Consider the following 16,903-nt stretch of genomic DNA (forward strand, 5'->3'; position numbering starts at 1 on the left):
ACTTATTTCTAAAGCTTTCGAGCTTTTTTTGAGCGTCAGATCTACACTAAAAATCGTAGCAATATTAAACCGATATGCTTTTCGATAATCGATCGACAGTTCGCAAAGTTTTATTGATCACTTTATTCTTAAATCTCTTTGTTTTGTTGCTCAAGGCAGTGGTCGGTTGGCTAACAGGTTCGCTGAGTTTACTTGCTGATGCACTGCATAGCCTAACGGATAGTGCGAGTAACATTTTGGGATTAGCTTCAAGTCGGTTTTCTTCGCCTTTGCCCGATCGCGATCACCCCTATGGTCATCAGAAATATGAAGCGATCGGAGCTTTAGGAGTCGCTGCGTTTCTAGGCATTGCCTGTTTTGAAATCGTGCAAAGTGCGATCGAGCGCATTGGAAAAAACCATATTGTGGCGATCTCTGGTACGGAATTGTGGTTGTTATTGCTGGTGCTAGGTGTGAACCTATTTGTCACGTTCTACGAACGACGAGAAGGACTCCGGGTGAATAGTCCCATTCTGATTGCCGACGCTCAACATACGATGAGTGACGTTTGGGTGACGATCAGTGTGCTAGGAGGGCTGATTGGAATTTGGGTATTCAACTGGCAATGGTTAGATGTAGTCCTAGCATTTCCAGTCGCGATTCTCGTTTTCCGAAGTGGCTGGTCAGTCCTAAAGCAGAATTTGCCGTGGTTAGTCGATGAAATTGCGATCGCACCCGAAGCCATTCATGCGATCGCGATGTCGGTTCCGGGTGTGTTGAACTGTCACGATATTGCTTCGCGGGGTGTGGTTGGGCGACAGACGTTTATCGAAATGCACTTGGTTGTAGACACGAATGAGGTTGAAATTGCCCATCAGATTACAGAAGACGTGGAAGCAAAACTGATGGAGCGTTATAGTCCGGTGCGGGTGATCATTCACGTTGAACCGCCTTCTTATCAGGAGAATCGTATTAGTTTTGGGGGATGAGAAGTGATTCATAGGTCATCGATCGCAGTGCATAATAGAACTAAATTCTCCAGAACACATCGACATGCTAGATATTCAGAAGCAGTACATTCTTGATGAGAATCAACGTCCTATTGCAGTACAAATTGCGATCTCTGATTTCGAGCAAATTGAAGAAATCCTAGAAAACTACGGGCTAGTTCAACTGATGGAAAATTCAGATGAACCTGAACGGCTCTCCAAAAAAGAAGCTCTAAAGTATTATCAGTCGCTCAAAGGCAAGCAGCATGTGGGCGGTTGAATACACAAAACGATTTCTGAAAGAGTTAGCAGATTTGCCAACAGAGATTCAAGAACGAGTAGAGCCGATTGTCTTCGAGGAGCTAGAGTCGGAAAATCCTTTTGAATTGGGATACTTGGAGAAGCTAAAAGGCTATTCTGACAAATACAAAATCCGTGTAGGCAACTATCGGATTGGAATTACGTTGGACAAAGACGCACAAATCCTGGTCTGTGAGAGAATTGCTCATCGAAAAGAGATTTACAGGCTTTTTCCATAACAAGAGTTAAGGCAACACGAGAATTAAGCATTCTGTTGGCGATCTCAAAATCAGAAAACTTGGGTTGATTGGCAGTCGCTCCAAAAAACTGAGGAATGGTGGCAAGCAACTGAGCAAGGCATCGAAGGAACTAATACCTCTGTGTTTGTGATTGTGCCAGATGAGATTGTTTCAGAGAGATCTGCCATAGCAATTGCCCTTTTGACTGAAACGCGATCGCCGAATTTTCCAGAGTACAATTAAGCCAACCCTACTTCAGAAGTATCATGAGTCCTCTACTCCAGCAAGTTTTGAGTGAGATTGCTCAACTCGCACCCGAAGAGCGATTGCAACTGATTGAACACATTCAACACATGGAAAATCAAACTCAACCGAAGAAATCTTGGCAAGATCTAGAAGGAATTGCTCCAAACCTTCTCAAAGGTCAAGATGCTCAAGATTGGGTGAATCAGATTCGCGAAGAATGGGACGATCGCGAAGAAATGCTTCGAGGATAGTCATGCAATTTGAGCAAGCTTTTTTAGCAGCAACTAAGATTTTCTTAGATACTGCTCCAGTCATCTACTACATTGAGCGAAATGCTCAGTATTTTGCGATCGTTCAACCCATTTTCCAAGAAATACAAAACGGAACTTTTCAAGCAGTAACTTCGCCAATCACACTAGCAGAGTGCTTAATCCTTCCTACACGTCAGGGCTTACAGAAACTCCAGCAAGATTTCACAGCCGTGATTGTTTCTGGAACCAACACCTTTTTTCAACCCAGTGATACGGTAGTCGGATGCAAAACCGCAGAAATTCGAGTGAAATACAATCTAAAACTGCCTGATGCTCTCCAAATTTCAACCGCGATCGTCGCTGGATGTGATGTATTTCTGACCAACGATACAGCTTTAGAGCGAGTCACAGAACTGAGAGTCGTTACGATCAAAAATTTGACGCTTTCATCGTAATCAGGATTTGCGCCTTTGATTTGCTCGCTCACAACTGGATTACACTTTCCAAATCTCGCGATCTTGGAATCACAGAATTACAATTCGCCTGACGAATCTGGTTCCACAGTCACTCCATCTAATCCCACTGAAATCGATTCCCCTTTGATCAAATCGCTCAACTCATGAAACTCGATCCGCATATGGTCGCAAGCCTGCTTCAGTTCTGAGCGAAACCCGTTCAAATCCGAACCATATCCACAGAGCATTGCTGCCTCTTCGATTCCTTGTTTCGCATTCGCTCTGGCACAATCTACTAAATCTAATCCAGTCAGCCGAGTGGAAGAAGCCATTAGATACTCCTAAAATCAACTCGTTTCAGTATTCGCGATCGCGTTACAATCGCGCTTCTCTCACAAGAAAGAACCTTACTGATGCCAATACTGATATGCAGCACACGCCATCGTCACAACTCCCGTCACGATCGCACTTTCATCGACCTCAAACTGCGGATGATGCAACGGATAATTTTTCTTGTCTGCAAATCCAACGCCTAAACGAAACATACTCCCCGGCGCATGTTGCAAATAGCACGAAAAATCTTCTGCACCTAAGGAAGGTTCTGGAATAATCTGAATACTTTCGCTGCCCCAAACCTCGCGCGCCGCCGACTCTAACAAATTCGTCAATTTCGCATCATTCTGCACCGAAGGCGTACCGCGTCGATAGTTCATCTCATACTTCGCCCCGTAAGTCTGACAGACACTCGACACAATATTCTCAATCCAAGTCGGGAGTGCATCATTCGTCTCAGGATGCAGCGATCGCACAGTGCCCATCATCGTCACCTGATCCGCGATCACATTCGGCGCACGTCCGCCGCTAATTTTCCCGATCGTCAACACCACCGGGCGCAACGGATTCTGAGTCCGACTAATCGCCTGCTGCAACGCCGTAATCACCTGCGACGCAATCCAAATTGCATCGATCGCCTCATGCGGACGCGCCCCATGCCCCGACTCGCCAAGAATCGTCAACTCCAGATCATCCGCTGCCGCTGTCAATGCACCATATCGAATACCAATCTTTCCAGCTGGAATACTGGGAAACACATGCACCGATAAGATCGCATTCACATCATTCATCGCGCCATCCTGAACCATCCACTGCGCACCTTGAGCAATTTCCTCCGCAGGCTGAAATAGAAATCGAACCTTTCCTGGAAGAGAAACACCTAGTTGCGATAATACCATCGCCGTTCCAAGCCCCACAGTCGTATGTACATCATGACCACACGCATGCATAATTCCGGGCTGTCGAGACGCAAATTCGAGTCCGGTGCGCTCTTGAATCGGTAATGCATCCATATCGGTGCGAATCGCTAGCAGTCGCGGATCATCCCCGCCCGAAAGCTCACCGATGACTCCAACTTTCCCGATCGCTTCTTTTACATGCAATCCACAAGACGACAAAACCCCAGCGACATACACTGCGGTTTGCTGTTCTTGTCCACTTAGCTCTGGATGACTATGCAAATGGCGACGGATTTCAATGAGGCGAGGCGCAAGTGAAAGGGCGAGATCTTTAATGCGGTCTTTCATGGGTGAAAATCGTTGCGTTTCACCCATGATAAAACGGTCAATTTGCAAACAGCACAATATTGCGCCAAGTTCCAGCATCTAATTGCTCGATCGGCAAAACTTGATCGAGCGATCGCATCTCTGCATACTGCACGTAGCCCAATTCGCGCAAAAGTTGTTTCATTTCTGCTGCGGGTGTTCTGGCTGCTTTTAATGTGTCAGGATTGATTTCCATAATCAGAATCGGCTTTCGTGCGGCAATCATCTTTCTCGCGCCGTTGAGAAAACGATATTCACAGCCTTCCACATCCAGCTTCATCACCACTCTGCCCGGAAGACTCTGCCAATCTAGAGCATCAAACGGCTTCATGGGCACCGTCACTTTCTCATAGTCCTGAGTGCCCGAATGTTCTTGATACAATCCTGCTGCACCGGATGTATCTTTCGGAATCATCAACTCCACTTCGCCTTCTGAATCTCCAACAGCAATTTGATGCACCTGAAAAGGCGAGAAGCGATTTTCAGACAGTGAAAGTTCGATCGCTTTTGCCAGTTTTGGCTGCGGCTCGATCGCAATCACTTTGCCTTGAGTCGCGACTAATTGACTCGCTACGATCGAGAAACTGCCGTGATTTGCCCCGACATCCAAAAAGGTATCTCCTGCACTCAAGTAGCGCGACAGAATCTTAGTATCTGCCTTATGGCTCATTAATTCATGCACCACCGCAAACATTCGCCAATCCTTCGCATCAAGAAAGACTGTAAATTCTGGAAGTTGAAGTTTGAGATACTGCTGGTTCGAGAATTTGGCAACCATTGGAAAAAGGAGATGTCCTCCTCGTAGATATCCGGCTCCTGTGATGTCAAAGAACCATTGGCAATAGACTCCAAAGAAGCGATACAAACCAGGGAGCTGCTGTCTCAAAGTCGGATCACAGATCCACTGCAAAATTGGGCGTTGAAACACCCATCCCCCCATCCCGTCATACTTAAGAACAGAGGCAAGATAATTCAAACCTGGAATTGTTTTCACTGCCTTCTTCAGACGAAGGGTTTGAGAAGTCATAACTGTATGCAATGCAACGTCTTTCCCAGGATTCCCCATTGGTTCCCTAACTTTTCGTTAAGAGAAAACGTTGCAAATTGCATACAAGTACTCTGAATCATTACCCCCGATGGACTAGAGTGATAAGAGGTAGAGTTCCTCTACCGCTCACATCACGTCATCCGAAGGATACCCCGGTATGCATTTGAGTGAATTGACCCACCCAAACCAGTTGCACGGTTTGTCGATTTTTCAGCTTCAGCAAATTGCACGTCAAATTCGCGAAAAGCACTTACAAACGGTCGCAGCGATCGGGGGGCACCTCGGTCCCGGATTGGGTGTTGTCGAACTAACCCTCGCCCTTTATCAAACCCTAGATCTCGATCGCGACAAAGTGATCTGGGATGTCGGACATCAAGCGTACCCGCACAAACTGATTACGGGTCGTTATGCCAATTTCGATACGTTGCGGCAAAAAGACGGCGTTGCAGGCTATCTAAAGCGCTGTGAAAGCAAATTCGATCATTTTGGCGCAGGTCACGCTTCCACCAGCATCTCTGCTGCATTAGGCATGGCGCTGGCTCGCGATGCCAAAGGTGAAAATTACAAAACTGTTGCTGTGATCGGTGACGGTGCGCTCACTGGCGGTATGGCACTCGAAGCGATCAACCATGCAGGACATTTGCCCAAAACAAATCTTCTGGTGGTGCTCAATGATAACGAAATGTCGATTTCGCCCAACGTTGGTGCAATTCCCCGCTATTTGAATAAAATGCGGCTCAGCCCGCCTGTCCAATTCCTCACTGACAACATTGAGGAACAAATGAAGAACATGCCATTTTCTCCAGAGTTGTCGCGACTCAAAGAAGGCATGAAGCGACTGGCAGTGCCCAAAGTCGGAGCCGTGTTTGAAGAACTTGGCTTTACTTATATGGGTCCAGTCGATGGACATAACTTAGAGGAATTGATCGCAACCTTTAAAGAAGCGCATAAACAAACTGGCCCCGTGCTGGTGCATGTGGCAACCGTAAAGGGAAAAGGATATGCGATCGCCGAACAAGATCAAGTCGGCTACCATGCCCAAACGCCATTTAATCTGGCAACAGGTAAAGCGATTCCTTCGAGCAAGCCCAAACCTCCGAGCTACTCGAAAGTGTTTGGCGAAACCCTGAGCACGTTGGCTGAAAACGATCCTCGAATTCTCGGCATCACAGCAGCGATGGCAACGGGAACCGGATTGGACATTTTCCAAAAACGAGTGCCCAAGCAGTATATCGATGTTGGTATTGCTGAACAACATGCTGTCACTTTGGCAGCAGGTCTCGCGTGTGAAGGAATGCGTCCAGTCGCGACGATCTATTCCACCTTCTTGCAGCGTGCTTACGACCAGATCGTGCATGATGTCTGTATCCAGAACATTCCGGTGTTCTTCTGTATGGATCGTGCCGGAATTGTTGGCTCAGATGGGCCGACACACCAAGGCATGTATGACATCGCCTATCTGCGATCGATTCCCAACATGGTGCTGATGGCTCCGAAAGATGAAGCCGAATTGCAGCGCATGATTGTTACGGGAATCAATCACACGCAGGGACCGATCGCGATGCGTTATCCGCGCGGCAATGGCTACGGTGTGCCGTTGATGGAAGAAGGTTGGGAAGAATTACCGATCGGTAAGGCTGAAATTCTCCGTCAAGGGGATGATTTGCTGCTGCTTGGATATGGCTCGATGGTCTATCCCGCCATGCAAACGGCTGAAATTCTCAGCGAGCATGGCATTGAAGCAACTGTAGTGAATGCTCGGTTTGCGAAGCCGCTCGATGAAGAGTTGATCCTGCCATTGGCTCAAAAAATTGGGCGAGTCGTGACGCTGGAAGAAGGCTGTCTGCAAGGCGGATTTGGTTCTGCGGTGCTCGAATCCTTGATGGATGCTGAGGTAATTGTGCCTGTGACGCGGATTGGTGTACCGGATATTCTGGTCGATCATGCGACTCCGGATCAGTCTAAAGCGGAGTTAGGTTTAACTCCCCCTCAAATGGCAGAACGAATTCTGAAATCGTTTGCGAAACAGCCCTCTGTAGCAGCGATTTAGATACGATCGAGGTTCCTAGTTGTAGAAATTAGGAACCTCGATTTTTAAGAAGAAGCGTTATGGCAACTTCATTTTTTGCGGTTCGATTCTTGAAAATCCAGAACTTTTCCATATAGACTCGCAACAGATTCCTGATCAAAAAGCACATCTTTCGTCTTAAGATAATCGCCATTTCCCAGATGGCAAGCTGCCCAGAACTTCGCGACTTCTGAGGGTTCCATATTCGCTAAGAGGATCTGTAACCCCTGCTGAAGAACTTGTTGTTCATTCTTCACTTGAATCATTGCTGCTCATCTCCAATACAAAATCCGCTGGGTTGACAACTCTCATCGTCAGAGCTTGGCAACGATTAATCAATCGCTTATCGCAAGTAATGAAATAATCGCTATTTGCCGTCTCAGCACATGCCACATGAAGTGCATCGATCGCTTTCACTCCATTATGTCCTAGTTGTTCTGCTCGCTGCTGGATTGCCTCATTCACTTCTTGTCGGATTTCAGCAAGCTGAAGATATCGAGTCATCGCTTCTTGCCGGAGCAGATCTGAATTTCGGCTATTTTCATACTCCAACACAGAGGATGTAACTAACTCAACGATTCAAGCTTCAACCATTTGTAGAATGATCACGACTGCTTGAAGTTCAAGGAAAATTTTCGGTTGAGTTTGATCATCGAAAGGGCGATTGTAGGCACTTGTATCCAGATAGATTCTTGTCATTCAATCAAGCAACACTAATATTGCCATCTTAAAATCTCCTCAGAAATTACGATCGCACTTTTCGTAACTCGATTCCAGAATTGAAATCCCAAATTTTTCCGTCCAAACCCCTGTAGATGTGGAATAATAGATCTTCGTGTCTTGACACATTTATCGTTCTCGTCAGTGCAAAAATCATGGCAAAGAATAAAGGCGTAAGACTAATCATTACGCTGGAATGTACCGAATGTCGGACGAATCCGGCAAAGCGTTCTCCTGGTGTTTCTCGATACACCACCTCCAAGAATCGTCGTAACACCACAGCTCGTTTAGAACTGAAGAAGTTCTGTACGCACTGCAACAAGCATACGGCTCATAAAGAGATCAAATAACCGAATCTCGGTTGTCAGCAAAAGCTGGTAAGTTTTTGCCCGCAGTGATAACTGCCGCCCAATGACCTTTTACCAAACATACTTCCATGAGCTATTTCCGTCGTCGAATTTCTCCAATCAAACCAGGTGATCCGATCGATTACAAAGATGTCGATCTCCTGCGCAAATTCATCACCGAACGCGGCAAAATCTTGCCCCGTCGAATCACAGGACTCACTGCAAAACAACAACGGGATTTGACCGTTGCGATCAAGCGCGCCCGTGTGATTGCATTACTGCCCTTCGTCAACGCAGAAGGCTAAAAGAATTGTTTTAGGGAGATGGGGAGACAGGGAGAAGTGCCACCGCGATTCTTGCTCCCCGTTTCCCCATCTTTTGTGATCACCCTAGTTACACCCCACAGATTTCAATGGAGAAGGGAACCTTAGTCGAATTTCGCGTCAATGGTGAGCGTCGTCTCGCTGTTGCCGAGCGTCCAGAAGGCAAAAAGCACTGGATCGTAATTGACGATCGTTCTCAGAATCATACGCTTCACCCGCGACAAATCACCTACGAAGTCGCCAACCAAAGTTTTAAACCGACGGATATCCCTAGTTTTCTCAAAGAGACGCAGCCTTATCTCGACCCTTCAAGCCTAGAGGTTGCTTGGGAAATTCTTATCGAAACCGGAGACAGCACTAACCCTGAGGAAATGGCAATACTGCTGTTTTCCGACAAAAGTGCAGCGATGTGTTACGCTGCTCACTACTTACTTTCAGAAGATAAGCTTTACTTTAAGCAGAAGGGCGATCGCTATGAGCCACGTTCTGCGAATCAAGTGGCAGAATTAAAGCATCAGATCGAGATGGAAGCTCAACGCCAACGCGAATGGCAGAGTTTCTTAGAGCGAGTCCGATTCGCCTTGGACGGGGAAACGGTCGAATGGCAAGCCAGCGATCGACCTCGTTTAGATGCGTTAGAGCGATTTGCAGTCAGCGAAGAAACTCCCAATCGGGCTAGCGCACTCGAACTGATGTCTGCTCTAAAGCGTCCTGAAACCTCTCCCGCCGCCTTTCAACTTCTCGTTGACCTGAGAATTTGGAGTCCTCACGAGAACTTGTTTCTACGGCGCGCACAGGTTCCGATGCAATTTTCTCAGAAGGTTTTGGAAGTGGCGCACCACCGTTTGGAATCCCCACCTGAAGATTTAGATGTCAATCGTCTTGATTTGACACACTTAAAGGTTTATACGATCGACGATGAAAGCACAAAAGAAATCGACGATGGTTTGAGCTTGGAAGTGTTACCTGATGGGCGAGAGCGCATTTGGATTCATATTGCTGACCCGACTCGGTGGGTGGTACCGGGGGATGAGTTAGACCTCGATGCGCGCAAGCGGATTACAACGATTTATTTGCCAACGGGCATGATTCCGATGTTTCCGTCGGAGTTGGCGACGGGTCCGATGAGCTTGAATCCGGGTGTAATTTGCTGTGCGTTGAGTTTTGCAGTGACCCTGACCGCAGAGGGTGCGATCGAGGACTACAGTATTCATGCGAGTTCGATTCGATCGACGTATCGTCTGACCTATGATGATGTCGATGAAATGCTGCATTTAAACGTGCAGGGCGAACCGGAAATCGAAGGATTAGCCAAGTGGGCAAAGCAGCGCACAGCATGGCGGCAGACTCAAGGCGCGATTAGTATTCATATGCCGGAGTCTTCGATCAAAGTCAAAAATGACGGAGAAGTGACGATCGAGGTTCTAGACGATTCGATGTCTCGGCAATTGGTCGCTGAAATGATGATTTTGGCGGGTGAAGTGGCGGCGCGCTATGCTCAGACTCACAGTTTGCCATTACCGTTTCGGGGACAGCCTCAACCAGAGCTTCCTTCAGATGAGGAATTGTTGCAGCTTCCAGCGGGACCTGTGCGATCGTGTGCGATTCGGCGCTGTATGCCTCGGAGCGAATTGACGATTACGCCTGCGCGTCATGCGAGTTTGGGATTAGATACATATACACAAGTCACTTCTCCCATTCGCCGCTATAGCGATTTACTCGCGCATTTTCAGATCAAGGCACATTTGCGGGGAGATGTGCTGCCCTTCTCTGAAGAAGAAGTCAAAGAATTGATGATCAATATTGGCTTAGCCGTTCAAGAAGCGGTCTTTGTGGAGCGACATACCAATCGCTACTGGAGTTTGGAGTATCTCCGCCGACATTCAGATGAGGTTTGGGATGCTCTGATGCTGCGCTGGTTGCGAGAGCATGAAGGCTTAGGATTAGTGTTGCTAGAAGAGCTAGGTTTAGAATTACCAATGGTGTTTCAACAGCGATCGATTCGCCCTGGTGATCAATTGCGCTTAAAAGTGAGCTTAGTTGATCCACGTCGCGACGAAATCCGATTCCAAGAAGTAACTTCACAAGAAGCTCAGCAGGTTGCAGGTTAATTAAAGGTTACAGTAGGCGCGATTCGCATGGAGTTTGAGTGGAACCCAGAGAAAGCGGAATCAAATTATAGAAAACATGGCATCTCCTTATGAAGCAGCAGCAACTGTATTTGATGATGCTCTGTCTTTCACCTTCCCAGATCCAGATCATTCGATCGGAGAAAGTCGCTACGTTATCATTGGGATGTCTCAATATGGAGAACTGCTAGTCGTTGCTCATACTGACCGAGACGAAAAAATCCGAATTATCAGCGCCCGAAAAGCCACTCGTTCAGAAAGGAGGTTCTATGAGCAAGGAGAATGAGATGGAAGATGAATTACGCTCTGAGTATGACTTTTCTCAACTTGGAGAAGGAGTCCGAGGGAAATATATTGAACGATATCGAAAAGGAACCAATTTAGTTCTCCTAGCTCCTGATGTTGCACAAGCTTTCCCAACCGAAGAAGATGTCAATAATGCTTTACGGCTATTGATGCAAGTTGCTCAGCGCCAAGTGAGTAGATCATCCGAGTCAGAGGCATAGGCAGCTCGATTCGCCCCGGTGATCAATTGCGCTTGAAAGTGAGCTTAGTTGATCCACGTCGCGATGAAATCCGATTCCAAGAAGTAACTTCACAAGAAGCTCAGCAGGTTGCAGGCTAATTGTGAGCATTTACATTGCTACAATTTAGAGCTAGCAAGCAAGCTCTAATTGCTGCTGGATGATTTGAATTGACCTAGAATTAGACCAAGCATTCAATTTCTAGTCATGCCTACTGCACAGACTCATTCTCAGGATTCTGTAATCCTGCTCCATAACAAAAGTTGGCAAGATTTTGAGCAAATGGATCGTCTTTTCTCTGAGGTGAAAAGACGGTTGAGTTTTTATCAAGGAACCATTGAATTACGGATGCCTGGACAAGACCACGAAGTTTTTTCGGGAATCATTGCTTTTCTGCTAGGGCTTTACTGCTTAGACAAAGGAGTCTGGTTTCTTCCTACAGGAAGTTTTACTCAGAAAAAACCGCCTGAAGCTGCGGCAGAAGCAGATGAAAGCTATTGTTTTGGGTCTAGAAAACCGATTCCAGATCTCGCGATCGATATTATTTTCACTTCTGGTAGTGAGTCTAAATTGTTGAAGTATCAAGCTCTAGGAGTGCTAGAAGTCTGGTTTTGGGAAGATGGTGTATTTAAGCTGTATCGCTTATCTGACAATGGATATCAAGCGATTCAAAGCAGTTTGATTCCAGGGTTAGAAGATTTGGATATTCAACTTCTCAGTCGATGCGTTTTGATAGCAGAAACGGATATGCAGACTGCTGTCAATGAATTGAGAAAAGGGATTTAGGAAATTAGCGTCGTAGCTCTTGAATGCTCTGGCGAATCAGTGGAATGGTTGAGCCTAGAATTAAAACTGCGATCGCTAAACTAATCGCGCCATCTGCCCACATCCAATGAAATGCCGCCACCGAGATCGCTGCGATAATCACTCCAATTGCTCCCAACGCATCTGCAACCACATGCAGAAAAGCGGCACGCAAATTCAAATCGAATTCGCTGCCTTGATGTAGCACTGCAATGTTAATTCCATTGACAACTAAGCCTACGATCGCAGTCAGTAACATTGGAATGCTGGAAATCTCTGGTGTAGCCGTTTGAAATCGCTCGATCGCTTCCCAAATAATCCAAATCGTGACGGCAACTAGTCCCAAGCCATTGAGTAAAGCAGCCCAAGTTTCAGGCGATCGGCTCGGTTTAATCGCAACGGTGTTCTCTCCAATCCAGCCCCATTGCATCGGAGATTGAGCGATGCGAGTGGCGAGCAATGCCAGCAACAAAGCAAAGCAATCAGAAACTAAATGTCCTGCTTCAGCCACTAATGCAAGACTATGACTTGATAGCCCGATCGTACATTCCGCAACAGCGAAACTTCCCACCAGAATGAGAGCGGTGAGAAGTTGACGCTGCTTGGTTTGCGGATCGTGGACAGGACAGGAACAATCGTGCGGGTGCATCGGCTCTCTCAACTAACACAAAGAGTCAGGGATCTCTGACTGTGATTAGTGTAGATGAGTTTCCGAGGATTGTCCGAAAAATCTACCACTTCTTATAAGGGAGGAATTTTCCATTCATTGTGACGAGGACGCGATCGCCTTTTGGATCTGCAACTTTCTCAATATCAAGCGTGAAGTCGATCGCGCTCATGATGCCGTCGCCAAATTTCTCATGGATAACCTCTTTCATCGGCATTCCATACACCTGCATGATTTCATAGAACCGATAGACCAAAGGATCTGTCGGCACGATCGGCCCTAATCCTTTCACCGTGGAGCTTACTAATTCAGGCACAAGATCCAGGCTTAAGCCTAATGCTTCTAATAATTTGGTTGCTTCTTCTTCAGATGCACTCGCTTGTCGATAAAACAACGCTGCGATCCAAACTTCATCGCGTCCAAGCACAGATTCGAGATCTACAAAGCTCAATCCTTTTGCTTTTTTCGCGGCGAATAGTTTCTGTGAAATTTCTGGAATAGTCATCATGCAATCAAACTCGATACCGTTCTACTTGTAGTCGAGTTTGATCCCGCTGCGTTGTTACAAACGATACAAAAAATGGGGAGCGCTTTCTACTCTCCCCATTCTGCATTTGCGATCGCCTTATGATTCAGACGTTGCTTCATCTTTCGGTTTTGCTTGGGCTTGCTCACGCTCTTCTCGTTTTTTACGATCGGCAGCCAAAGCTTCTGCAATCACAACTTGCATCTGATTCATTTTTTCGAGATTGCTGCGATACAGTTCTAAATCTTTCTGAACTTTCTCTTCGGAAATATTTAACGCTTGGCAAATTTGCTTAAACGTCTCGTTCAGTTTTGCGGTGTCTTTGACCACATCAGGGCTAGACGCTTCCAAAATCGTATATAAACCCACGGCAAAAAGGCGGCTGTACTTGAATTTTGGATTCGACGCGACGGCTTGTAACGCCTCTCGATAATCGTATGCCTTATCTGGAATCAGCATTGAATCCCAAGCTGCGCTCGATGCCGTCGAAACTAATCGCTGAGCATCAGTGCGATATTGCTGTGGATCCGCTTCTAATGCTTTGCATAATGCTGTAAAAATCGACTCTTTATCAGCTTCAGGGCGATACCCTTGCATAAAGCGATCGAAAGTTGTCACGACACCCAATGCATAAAACGGGTCGTAACGAAAATCAGTATTCACAGCCAGTAGGTGCATTTCGACCATCAATTCTTCCACGACTCGGCGGAAAATCGAATTCACCGGACGGGTGTGAAGACTATAAAACGATCGCTTAGTATCGGAAACAGTACGGACGCTATTCACGGTTTAATTTCTGTGGGATTCTACATTCAACCATTGTAAAGGGTATTGTGGGATCGATATTTTTTTGATCAACCTAGGGAACTGAATCTGCCAAAATCATTCAAGCCATTTGTATTCGGATGAGGTCTGTATGCAGCGCTTAATCACTATGACACTTGCTCTTGCCATTTTGGGTCAGAGTTCAGCAATGGCAGCACTTCCTGATGTTGAAACGTTTAATTTCGTGATGAGAAAATATAGTCTGCTGATGCGGCAGACGCGGGATGGTTGCGAATTTTATACAGATCCAGAATTTATCGTGGCACGTCAGGAACGCCCCAATCAGCCAGATAAAAATATTCGTCAACTGATCGTTGTGCAGACGATGGGAAAAAATAGCGGGACAGCGTGCAGTGGCGTGTTTCAGTTTCTCTATGCAGATGTGAATTGCAAAACCAATCAGATCACGTATACCAACGGAGTCGGCTCTCCTGCAACTTGGAAAACCGATCGCTATTCTGATCCACAGATGACGAAAAAGATTTGTGCGCTGCCGACGGTTGAATTCGGTACGCCTACTCAGAATCTCCCGCCTGCAAAATAGTTTTAGAAACGAGTCGAGTTTTTTTACGATCGACTTCCGATAAGTCTTCTCCTAAACTCAGTTGAGTTGCATTAGTTTGTAAAACGGTTGCCGCATTGCGATCGCCCATTTGCAAAGCAGTTTGTGCGGCTGTTTGCAGCATGGTTACGGCTCCTTGTCGATCACCTTGCTGCAATTTGGTTTCGGCGATTTGGGTTTGTCGATATTTTGCGAGAGCGAGAATATGCTGCTGAACGTCTGAGTTTGGTGCGGGTTGGTATTGAGTTTGAGCTGTAATTTCAACCGGGAAGGTTTCAGAGGCGAGTGCTAATTCACCTGAAGTTGGATCATCGTATTTCACTTGAATTTCGGCGATCGTATTTTTCCCTTCCGGCAACTGCGTCAGGTAAACATTCGCCAAAATCACGCGAGGTGAGCCGACCATCAAATCGCCTAAGCGCGCGCCGACTAAGTTATCTTCATGCTGCACAAGTAATTCGACGGTTTCGGGTGCAACTTGGGCGACAGGCTTAAAGTCTGCGAGGCGAACTCCTGGCGATAAAACAATGCGTAAAAAGGCATTCGTTAAGCCGATCGATTGAATGCGATCGAACAATCGCCCAAACTCTGTCACCGCTTGCTCAGGTTCTTGAATATAAGAAAGTGCCCCACCACCCGCATCGGCGATTTTTTCTAAAACGTCTTGATTCCAAGCACTTCCGAATCCGAGTGAATTAATCGACAGACCGTATCCGGTCGCGACTTGAGCGAGTTTGAGACAGCGATCGTTACTGCCGTGTTCATTCTCTCCGTCCGTCAAGAGAAACATCTGTGAAACGGCATTCTTTTTCCCTTTTGCGACTTCTTCAATTCCGAGTCGAATCCCTTCGTCGATCGCAGTGCCGCCCGAAGCTTCCAGACGGTTTAAGGCAAGTTTTAACGGCTCTGGATCCTCAACGATTTGATTGGGGAGGAGAACTTTGGCTTTGTGATTGAACGTGACGATCGAGAGTCGATCTCCTGGGGATAAGCGATCGATGAGCCTAGCGGCGGCTTGTTGAACAGTTTGCAGCGATCGACCTGCCATCGATCCACTCTGATCGAGAACCAGACAGAGATTGAGCGGAGTCTCACGAGGCGACGCTTGGGGGATGGCTTCGATCGAGATTGCCATCTGACGCTGACTACTTGCTTGAGCAGCATCAATATGGACATCACTCAGCGCACAGTTCAAACCGACCTGCATGATAACAACTCCACTTTGGAGAACTTTGACTTGCTCAACAACTACAGCTTAGCTTATGCTCTCTCCGCATTCGGATTGCCGAACGATTCAAATTGATTGGTTCAAGTTTGTCTGACGGGTGCAGGGAGTGTGAGCAGAGCACACCGAAACTCTGAACATATTCTTGTATGATACCTGTGCAAATCAAAATCAATGTCTAATAACGATGCAGAGCAACATCTTCACCTCTGTTTTACTACCGCTGGCTCTGGCAATTGTGATGTTGGGTATGGGGTTAAGTCTGGTTCCAGAAGATTTTAAGCGAATTACTCGTGATCCCAAAGCAGTTGCGGTGGGCACGATCTGCCAGCTATTACTGCTGCCGCTGATTGGGGTACTGATCACGCTGGTCGTTCCCATGCAACCCGAAATCGCGGTTGGTCTGATTGTTCTGGCAGTTTGTCCGGGTGGTCCTTCTTCTAATCTCATAACTTATCTGGCAAAGGGCGATGTTGCTCTGTCAGTAACGCTCACAGCGCTGAGTAGCATTGCTACTGTGTTTACGATTCCCATTTTTACAAATCTGGCGCTGCAATATTTCCTGGGGCAAAGTGCTGCAATCGCTTTACCGATTGGTCAAACCATGCTGCAAATTTTTCTGATCACACTGCTACCGACAGCGATCGGCATGGCAATTCGTCATCAGTTTCCTGACACAGCACGCCGTCTAGAAAAGCAAATGAGCCGACTTGCCATAGGATTGTTAGCGCTGATTATTGTGCTGTTGCTGGTACGAGAAGGAAGTAAGCTCCCAGGATTTCTGGTGCAGGTGGGAATCGGTGTCGTATTGCTCAACCTCCTGGCAACACTGGCAGGATTTCTGGTCGGAAAGCTGTTTCGGCTGCCGCTCGCTCAACAAATCTGTATCGCTATTGAAGTCGGGATTCAAAACGGAACGCTAGCAATTGCTATCACTGCGGGTTTACTCAACAACCCCGATATGGCTGTGCCCGCTGCGGTTTATAGCTTATTGATGTATATTACTGGCTTCGGTTCTATCCTTTATGGCAGACAAGCGAGCAGTAGAGTGTCCAGTAGTTCACTACAGTAAATCTGA

At 46.8% G+C, this 16,903-nt stretch carries 23 protein-coding genes; 14 read left to right on the plus strand and 9 right to left on the minus strand.

The features are described 5' to 3' along the window. Nucleotides 1-74 precede the first annotated feature (74 nt). The 5 genes from ACMUEV_RS07135 (at nucleotide 75) to ACMUEV_RS07155 (ending at nucleotide 2,459) form a co-directional block, all read left to right on the plus strand. Nucleotides 75-968: a cation diffusion facilitator family transporter gene (locus tag ACMUEV_RS07135; protein WP_190652785.1), complete on the plus strand. Its 894-nt coding sequence runs from the start codon at nucleotides 75-77 to the stop codon at nucleotides 966-968. Between the two features lie 64 nt (nucleotides 969-1,032). Next, complete coding sequence (locus ACMUEV_RS07140) at nucleotides 1,033-1,248, plus strand: hypothetical protein (protein WP_190652784.1); 216 nt, start codon at nucleotides 1,033-1,035, stop codon at nucleotides 1,246-1,248. Further along, a complete protein-coding gene (locus ACMUEV_RS07145) occupies nucleotides 1,235-1,507 on the plus strand; it encodes a type II toxin-antitoxin system RelE family toxin (protein WP_190652783.1) in 273 nt (90 codons plus the stop codon). The genes ACMUEV_RS07140 and ACMUEV_RS07145 overlap by 14 nt, the downstream gene beginning before the upstream one ends. A 266-nt stretch (nucleotides 1,508-1,773) precedes the next feature. Further along, nucleotides 1,774-2,004, plus strand: coding sequence for a hypothetical protein (locus ACMUEV_RS07150; RefSeq protein ID WP_017289826.1), 231 nt, complete (start codon nucleotides 1,774-1,776; stop codon nucleotides 2,002-2,004). A 2-nt stretch (nucleotides 2,005-2,006) separates the two neighbouring features. Continuing rightward, nucleotides 2,007-2,459 (plus strand): type II toxin-antitoxin system VapC family toxin, encoded by a 453-nt coding sequence (locus tag ACMUEV_RS07155; RefSeq protein WP_190652782.1) that lies wholly within the window; start codon nucleotides 2,007-2,009, stop codon nucleotides 2,457-2,459. A gap of 77 nt (nucleotides 2,460-2,536) precedes the next feature. Here ACMUEV_RS07155 and ACMUEV_RS07160 read toward each other — a convergent pair whose 3' ends face one another. The 3 genes from ACMUEV_RS07160 to ACMUEV_RS07170 form a co-directional block, all read right to left on the minus strand. Next, complete coding sequence (locus ACMUEV_RS07160; RefSeq protein WP_017289824.1) at nucleotides 2,537-2,791, minus strand: hypothetical protein; 255 nt, start codon at nucleotides 2,789-2,791, stop codon at nucleotides 2,537-2,539. 75 nt (nucleotides 2,792-2,866) lie between these two features. Next, nucleotides 2,867-4,039, minus strand: a complete 1,173-nt coding sequence (locus ACMUEV_RS07165; RefSeq protein WP_190652781.1) for a M20 family metallopeptidase — start codon at nucleotides 4,037-4,039, stop codon at nucleotides 2,867-2,869. A gap of 37 nt (nucleotides 4,040-4,076) precedes the next feature. Next, nucleotides 4,077-5,084 (minus strand): FkbM family methyltransferase, encoded by a 1,008-nt coding sequence (locus tag ACMUEV_RS07170; RefSeq protein ID WP_190652780.1) that lies wholly within the window; start codon nucleotides 5,082-5,084, stop codon nucleotides 4,077-4,079. Nucleotides 5,085-5,262: 178 nt separating this feature from the next. Here ACMUEV_RS07170 and dxs point away from each other — a divergent pair, with 178 nt between their 5' ends. Beyond that, nucleotides 5,263-7,155: a 1-deoxy-D-xylulose-5-phosphate synthase gene (gene dxs, locus ACMUEV_RS07175; protein WP_190652779.1), complete on the plus strand. Its 1,893-nt coding sequence runs from the start codon at nucleotides 5,263-5,265 to the stop codon at nucleotides 7,153-7,155. Nucleotides 7,156-7,223: 68 nt separating this feature from the next. On the opposite strand, the gene ACMUEV_RS07180 is transcribed toward dxs, so the two are convergent. Together ACMUEV_RS07180 and ACMUEV_RS07185 are read right to left on the minus strand one after the other, a co-directional pair. After that, complete coding sequence (locus ACMUEV_RS07180) at nucleotides 7,224-7,439, minus strand: hypothetical protein (RefSeq protein ID WP_017289820.1); 216 nt, start codon at nucleotides 7,437-7,439, stop codon at nucleotides 7,224-7,226. Next, the gene (locus ACMUEV_RS07185; protein ID WP_415354751.1) at nucleotides 7,420-7,728 is read right to left on the minus strand and encodes a PIN domain-containing protein; all 309 of its coding nucleotides are present in this window, start codon (nucleotides 7,726-7,728) and stop codon (nucleotides 7,420-7,422) included. Before ACMUEV_RS07185 ends, ACMUEV_RS07180 begins: the two co-directional genes overlap by 20 nt. 320 nt (nucleotides 7,729-8,048) lie before the next feature. On the opposite strand from ACMUEV_RS07185, the gene rpmG reads away from it, so the two are divergent. From rpmG to ACMUEV_RS07215, 6 genes are all read left to right on the plus strand, one after another. Continuing rightward, nucleotides 8,049-8,243 (plus strand): 50S ribosomal protein L33, encoded by a 195-nt coding sequence (gene rpmG, locus ACMUEV_RS07190; protein WP_071596236.1) that lies wholly within the window; start codon nucleotides 8,049-8,051, stop codon nucleotides 8,241-8,243. Nucleotides 8,244-8,329: 86 nt separating this feature from the next. Next, the gene (gene rpsR, locus ACMUEV_RS07195; RefSeq protein ID WP_017289818.1) at nucleotides 8,330-8,545 is read left to right on the plus strand and encodes a 30S ribosomal protein S18; all 216 of its coding nucleotides are present in this window, start codon (nucleotides 8,330-8,332) and stop codon (nucleotides 8,543-8,545) included. Nucleotides 8,546-8,652: 107 nt separating this feature from the next. Further along, entirely contained in the window at nucleotides 8,653-10,674 is a 2,022-nt protein-coding gene (locus ACMUEV_RS07200; protein WP_017289817.1) for a ribonuclease catalytic domain-containing protein, read from the plus strand. A gap of 76 nt (nucleotides 10,675-10,750) precedes the next feature. Further along, nucleotides 10,751-10,978: a BrnT family toxin gene (locus ACMUEV_RS07205; protein WP_242044680.1), complete on the plus strand. Its 228-nt coding sequence runs from the start codon at nucleotides 10,751-10,753 to the stop codon at nucleotides 10,976-10,978. Nucleotide 10,979: 1 nt separating this feature from the next. Then, entirely contained in the window at nucleotides 10,980-11,198 is a 219-nt protein-coding gene (locus tag ACMUEV_RS07210) for a hypothetical protein (protein ID WP_239741209.1), read from the plus strand. 225 nt (nucleotides 11,199-11,423) lie between these two features. Next, nucleotides 11,424-12,002: a Uma2 family endonuclease gene (locus ACMUEV_RS07215; protein ID WP_190652778.1), complete on the plus strand. Its 579-nt coding sequence runs from the start codon at nucleotides 11,424-11,426 to the stop codon at nucleotides 12,000-12,002. Nucleotides 12,003-12,006: 4 nt separating this feature from the next. Here ACMUEV_RS07215 and ACMUEV_RS07220 read toward each other — a convergent pair whose 3' ends face one another. The 3 genes from ACMUEV_RS07220 to psb29 form a co-directional block, all read right to left on the minus strand. Then, the gene (locus ACMUEV_RS07220; RefSeq protein ID WP_190652777.1) at nucleotides 12,007-12,669 is read right to left on the minus strand and encodes a cation diffusion facilitator family transporter; all 663 of its coding nucleotides are present in this window, start codon (nucleotides 12,667-12,669) and stop codon (nucleotides 12,007-12,009) included. Between the two features lie 82 nt (nucleotides 12,670-12,751). Then, complete coding sequence (gene cynS / locus ACMUEV_RS07225; protein WP_190652833.1) at nucleotides 12,752-13,192, minus strand: cyanase; 441 nt, start codon at nucleotides 13,190-13,192, stop codon at nucleotides 12,752-12,754. A 120-nt stretch (nucleotides 13,193-13,312) separates the two neighbouring features. Beyond that, entirely contained in the window at nucleotides 13,313-13,999 is a 687-nt protein-coding gene (psb29, locus tag ACMUEV_RS07230) for a photosystem II biogenesis protein Psp29 (protein WP_190652776.1), read from the minus strand. A gap of 148 nt (nucleotides 14,000-14,147) precedes the next feature. On the opposite strand from psb29, the gene ACMUEV_RS07235 reads away from it, so the two are divergent. Next, on the plus strand, nucleotides 14,148-14,582 hold the full coding sequence (locus ACMUEV_RS07235) for a hypothetical protein (protein ID WP_190652775.1): 435 nt from the start codon (nucleotides 14,148-14,150) through the stop codon (nucleotides 14,580-14,582). Here ACMUEV_RS07235 and ACMUEV_RS07240 read toward each other — a convergent pair. Next, nucleotides 14,554-15,807: a vWA domain-containing protein gene (locus ACMUEV_RS07240; protein WP_017289809.1), complete on the minus strand. Its 1,254-nt coding sequence runs from the start codon at nucleotides 15,805-15,807 to the stop codon at nucleotides 14,554-14,556. The genes ACMUEV_RS07235 and ACMUEV_RS07240 overlap by 29 nt on opposite strands. Before the next feature lie 205 nt (nucleotides 15,808-16,012). Here ACMUEV_RS07240 and ACMUEV_RS07245 point away from each other — a divergent pair, with 205 nt between their 5' ends. Then, nucleotides 16,013-16,897, plus strand: a complete 885-nt coding sequence (locus tag ACMUEV_RS07245; protein ID WP_190652774.1) for a bile acid:sodium symporter family protein — start codon at nucleotides 16,013-16,015, stop codon at nucleotides 16,895-16,897. Nucleotides 16,898-16,903: the final 6 nt, after the last annotated feature.

The sequence above is a fragment of the Leptolyngbya sp. FACHB-1624 genome, assembly GCF_047649235.1.
In the GTDB taxonomy this organism is placed as follows: domain Bacteria; phylum Cyanobacteriota; class Cyanobacteriia; order Leptolyngbyales; family Leptolyngbyaceae; genus Leptolyngbya; species Leptolyngbya boryana.

Bases quoted from the DNA above. Each gene is read 5' to 3' on its own strand.
- ACMUEV_RS07135 (WP_190652785.1), top strand. From the start codon at position 75: ATGCTTTTCGATAATCGATCGACAGTTCGCAAAGTTTTATTGATCACT.
- ACMUEV_RS07140 (WP_190652784.1), top strand. From the start codon at position 1,033: ATGCTAGATATTCAGAAGCAGTACATTCTTGATGAGAATCAACGTCCT.
- ACMUEV_RS07145 (WP_190652783.1), top strand. From the start codon at position 1,235: ATGTGGGCGGTTGAATACACAAAACGATTTCTGAAAGAGTTAGCAGAT.
- ACMUEV_RS07150 (WP_017289826.1), top strand. From the start codon at position 1,774: ATGAGTCCTCTACTCCAGCAAGTTTTGAGTGAGATTGCTCAACTCGCA.
- ACMUEV_RS07155 (WP_190652782.1), top strand. From the start codon at position 2,007: ATGCAATTTGAGCAAGCTTTTTTAGCAGCAACTAAGATTTTCTTAGAT.
- ACMUEV_RS07160 (WP_017289824.1), bottom strand. From the start codon at position 2,791: ATGGCTTCTTCCACTCGGCTGACTGGATTAGATTTAGTAGATTGTGCC.
- ACMUEV_RS07165 (WP_190652781.1), bottom strand. From the start codon at position 4,039: ATGAAAGACCGCATTAAAGATCTCGCCCTTTCACTTGCGCCTCGCCTC.
- ACMUEV_RS07170 (WP_190652780.1), bottom strand. From the start codon at position 5,084: ATGACTTCTCAAACCCTTCGTCTGAAGAAGGCAGTGAAAACAATTCCA.
- dxs (WP_190652779.1), top strand. From the start codon at position 5,263: ATGCATTTGAGTGAATTGACCCACCCAAACCAGTTGCACGGTTTGTCG.
- ACMUEV_RS07180 (WP_017289820.1), bottom strand. From the start codon at position 7,439: ATGATTCAAGTGAAGAATGAACAACAAGTTCTTCAGCAGGGGTTACAG.
- rpmG (WP_071596236.1), top strand. From the start codon at position 8,049: ATGGCAAAGAATAAAGGCGTAAGACTAATCATTACGCTGGAATGTACC.
- rpsR (WP_017289818.1), top strand. From the start codon at position 8,330: ATGAGCTATTTCCGTCGTCGAATTTCTCCAATCAAACCAGGTGATCCG.
- ACMUEV_RS07200 (WP_017289817.1), top strand. From the start codon at position 8,653: ATGGAGAAGGGAACCTTAGTCGAATTTCGCGTCAATGGTGAGCGTCGT.
- ACMUEV_RS07205 (WP_242044680.1), top strand. From the start codon at position 10,751: ATGGCATCTCCTTATGAAGCAGCAGCAACTGTATTTGATGATGCTCTG.
- ACMUEV_RS07210 (WP_239741209.1), top strand. From the start codon at position 10,980: ATGGAAGATGAATTACGCTCTGAGTATGACTTTTCTCAACTTGGAGAA.
- ACMUEV_RS07215 (WP_190652778.1), top strand. From the start codon at position 11,424: ATGCCTACTGCACAGACTCATTCTCAGGATTCTGTAATCCTGCTCCAT.
- ACMUEV_RS07220 (WP_190652777.1), bottom strand. From the start codon at position 12,669: ATGCACCCGCACGATTGTTCCTGTCCTGTCCACGATCCGCAAACCAAG.
- cynS (WP_190652833.1), bottom strand. From the start codon at position 13,192: ATGACTATTCCAGAAATTTCACAGAAACTATTCGCCGCGAAAAAAGCA.
- ACMUEV_RS07235 (WP_190652775.1), top strand. From the start codon at position 14,148: ATGACACTTGCTCTTGCCATTTTGGGTCAGAGTTCAGCAATGGCAGCA.
- ACMUEV_RS07240 (WP_017289809.1), bottom strand. From the start codon at position 15,807: ATGCAGGTCGGTTTGAACTGTGCGCTGAGTGATGTCCATATTGATGCT.
- ACMUEV_RS07245 (WP_190652774.1), top strand. From the start codon at position 16,013: ATGCAGAGCAACATCTTCACCTCTGTTTTACTACCGCTGGCTCTGGCA.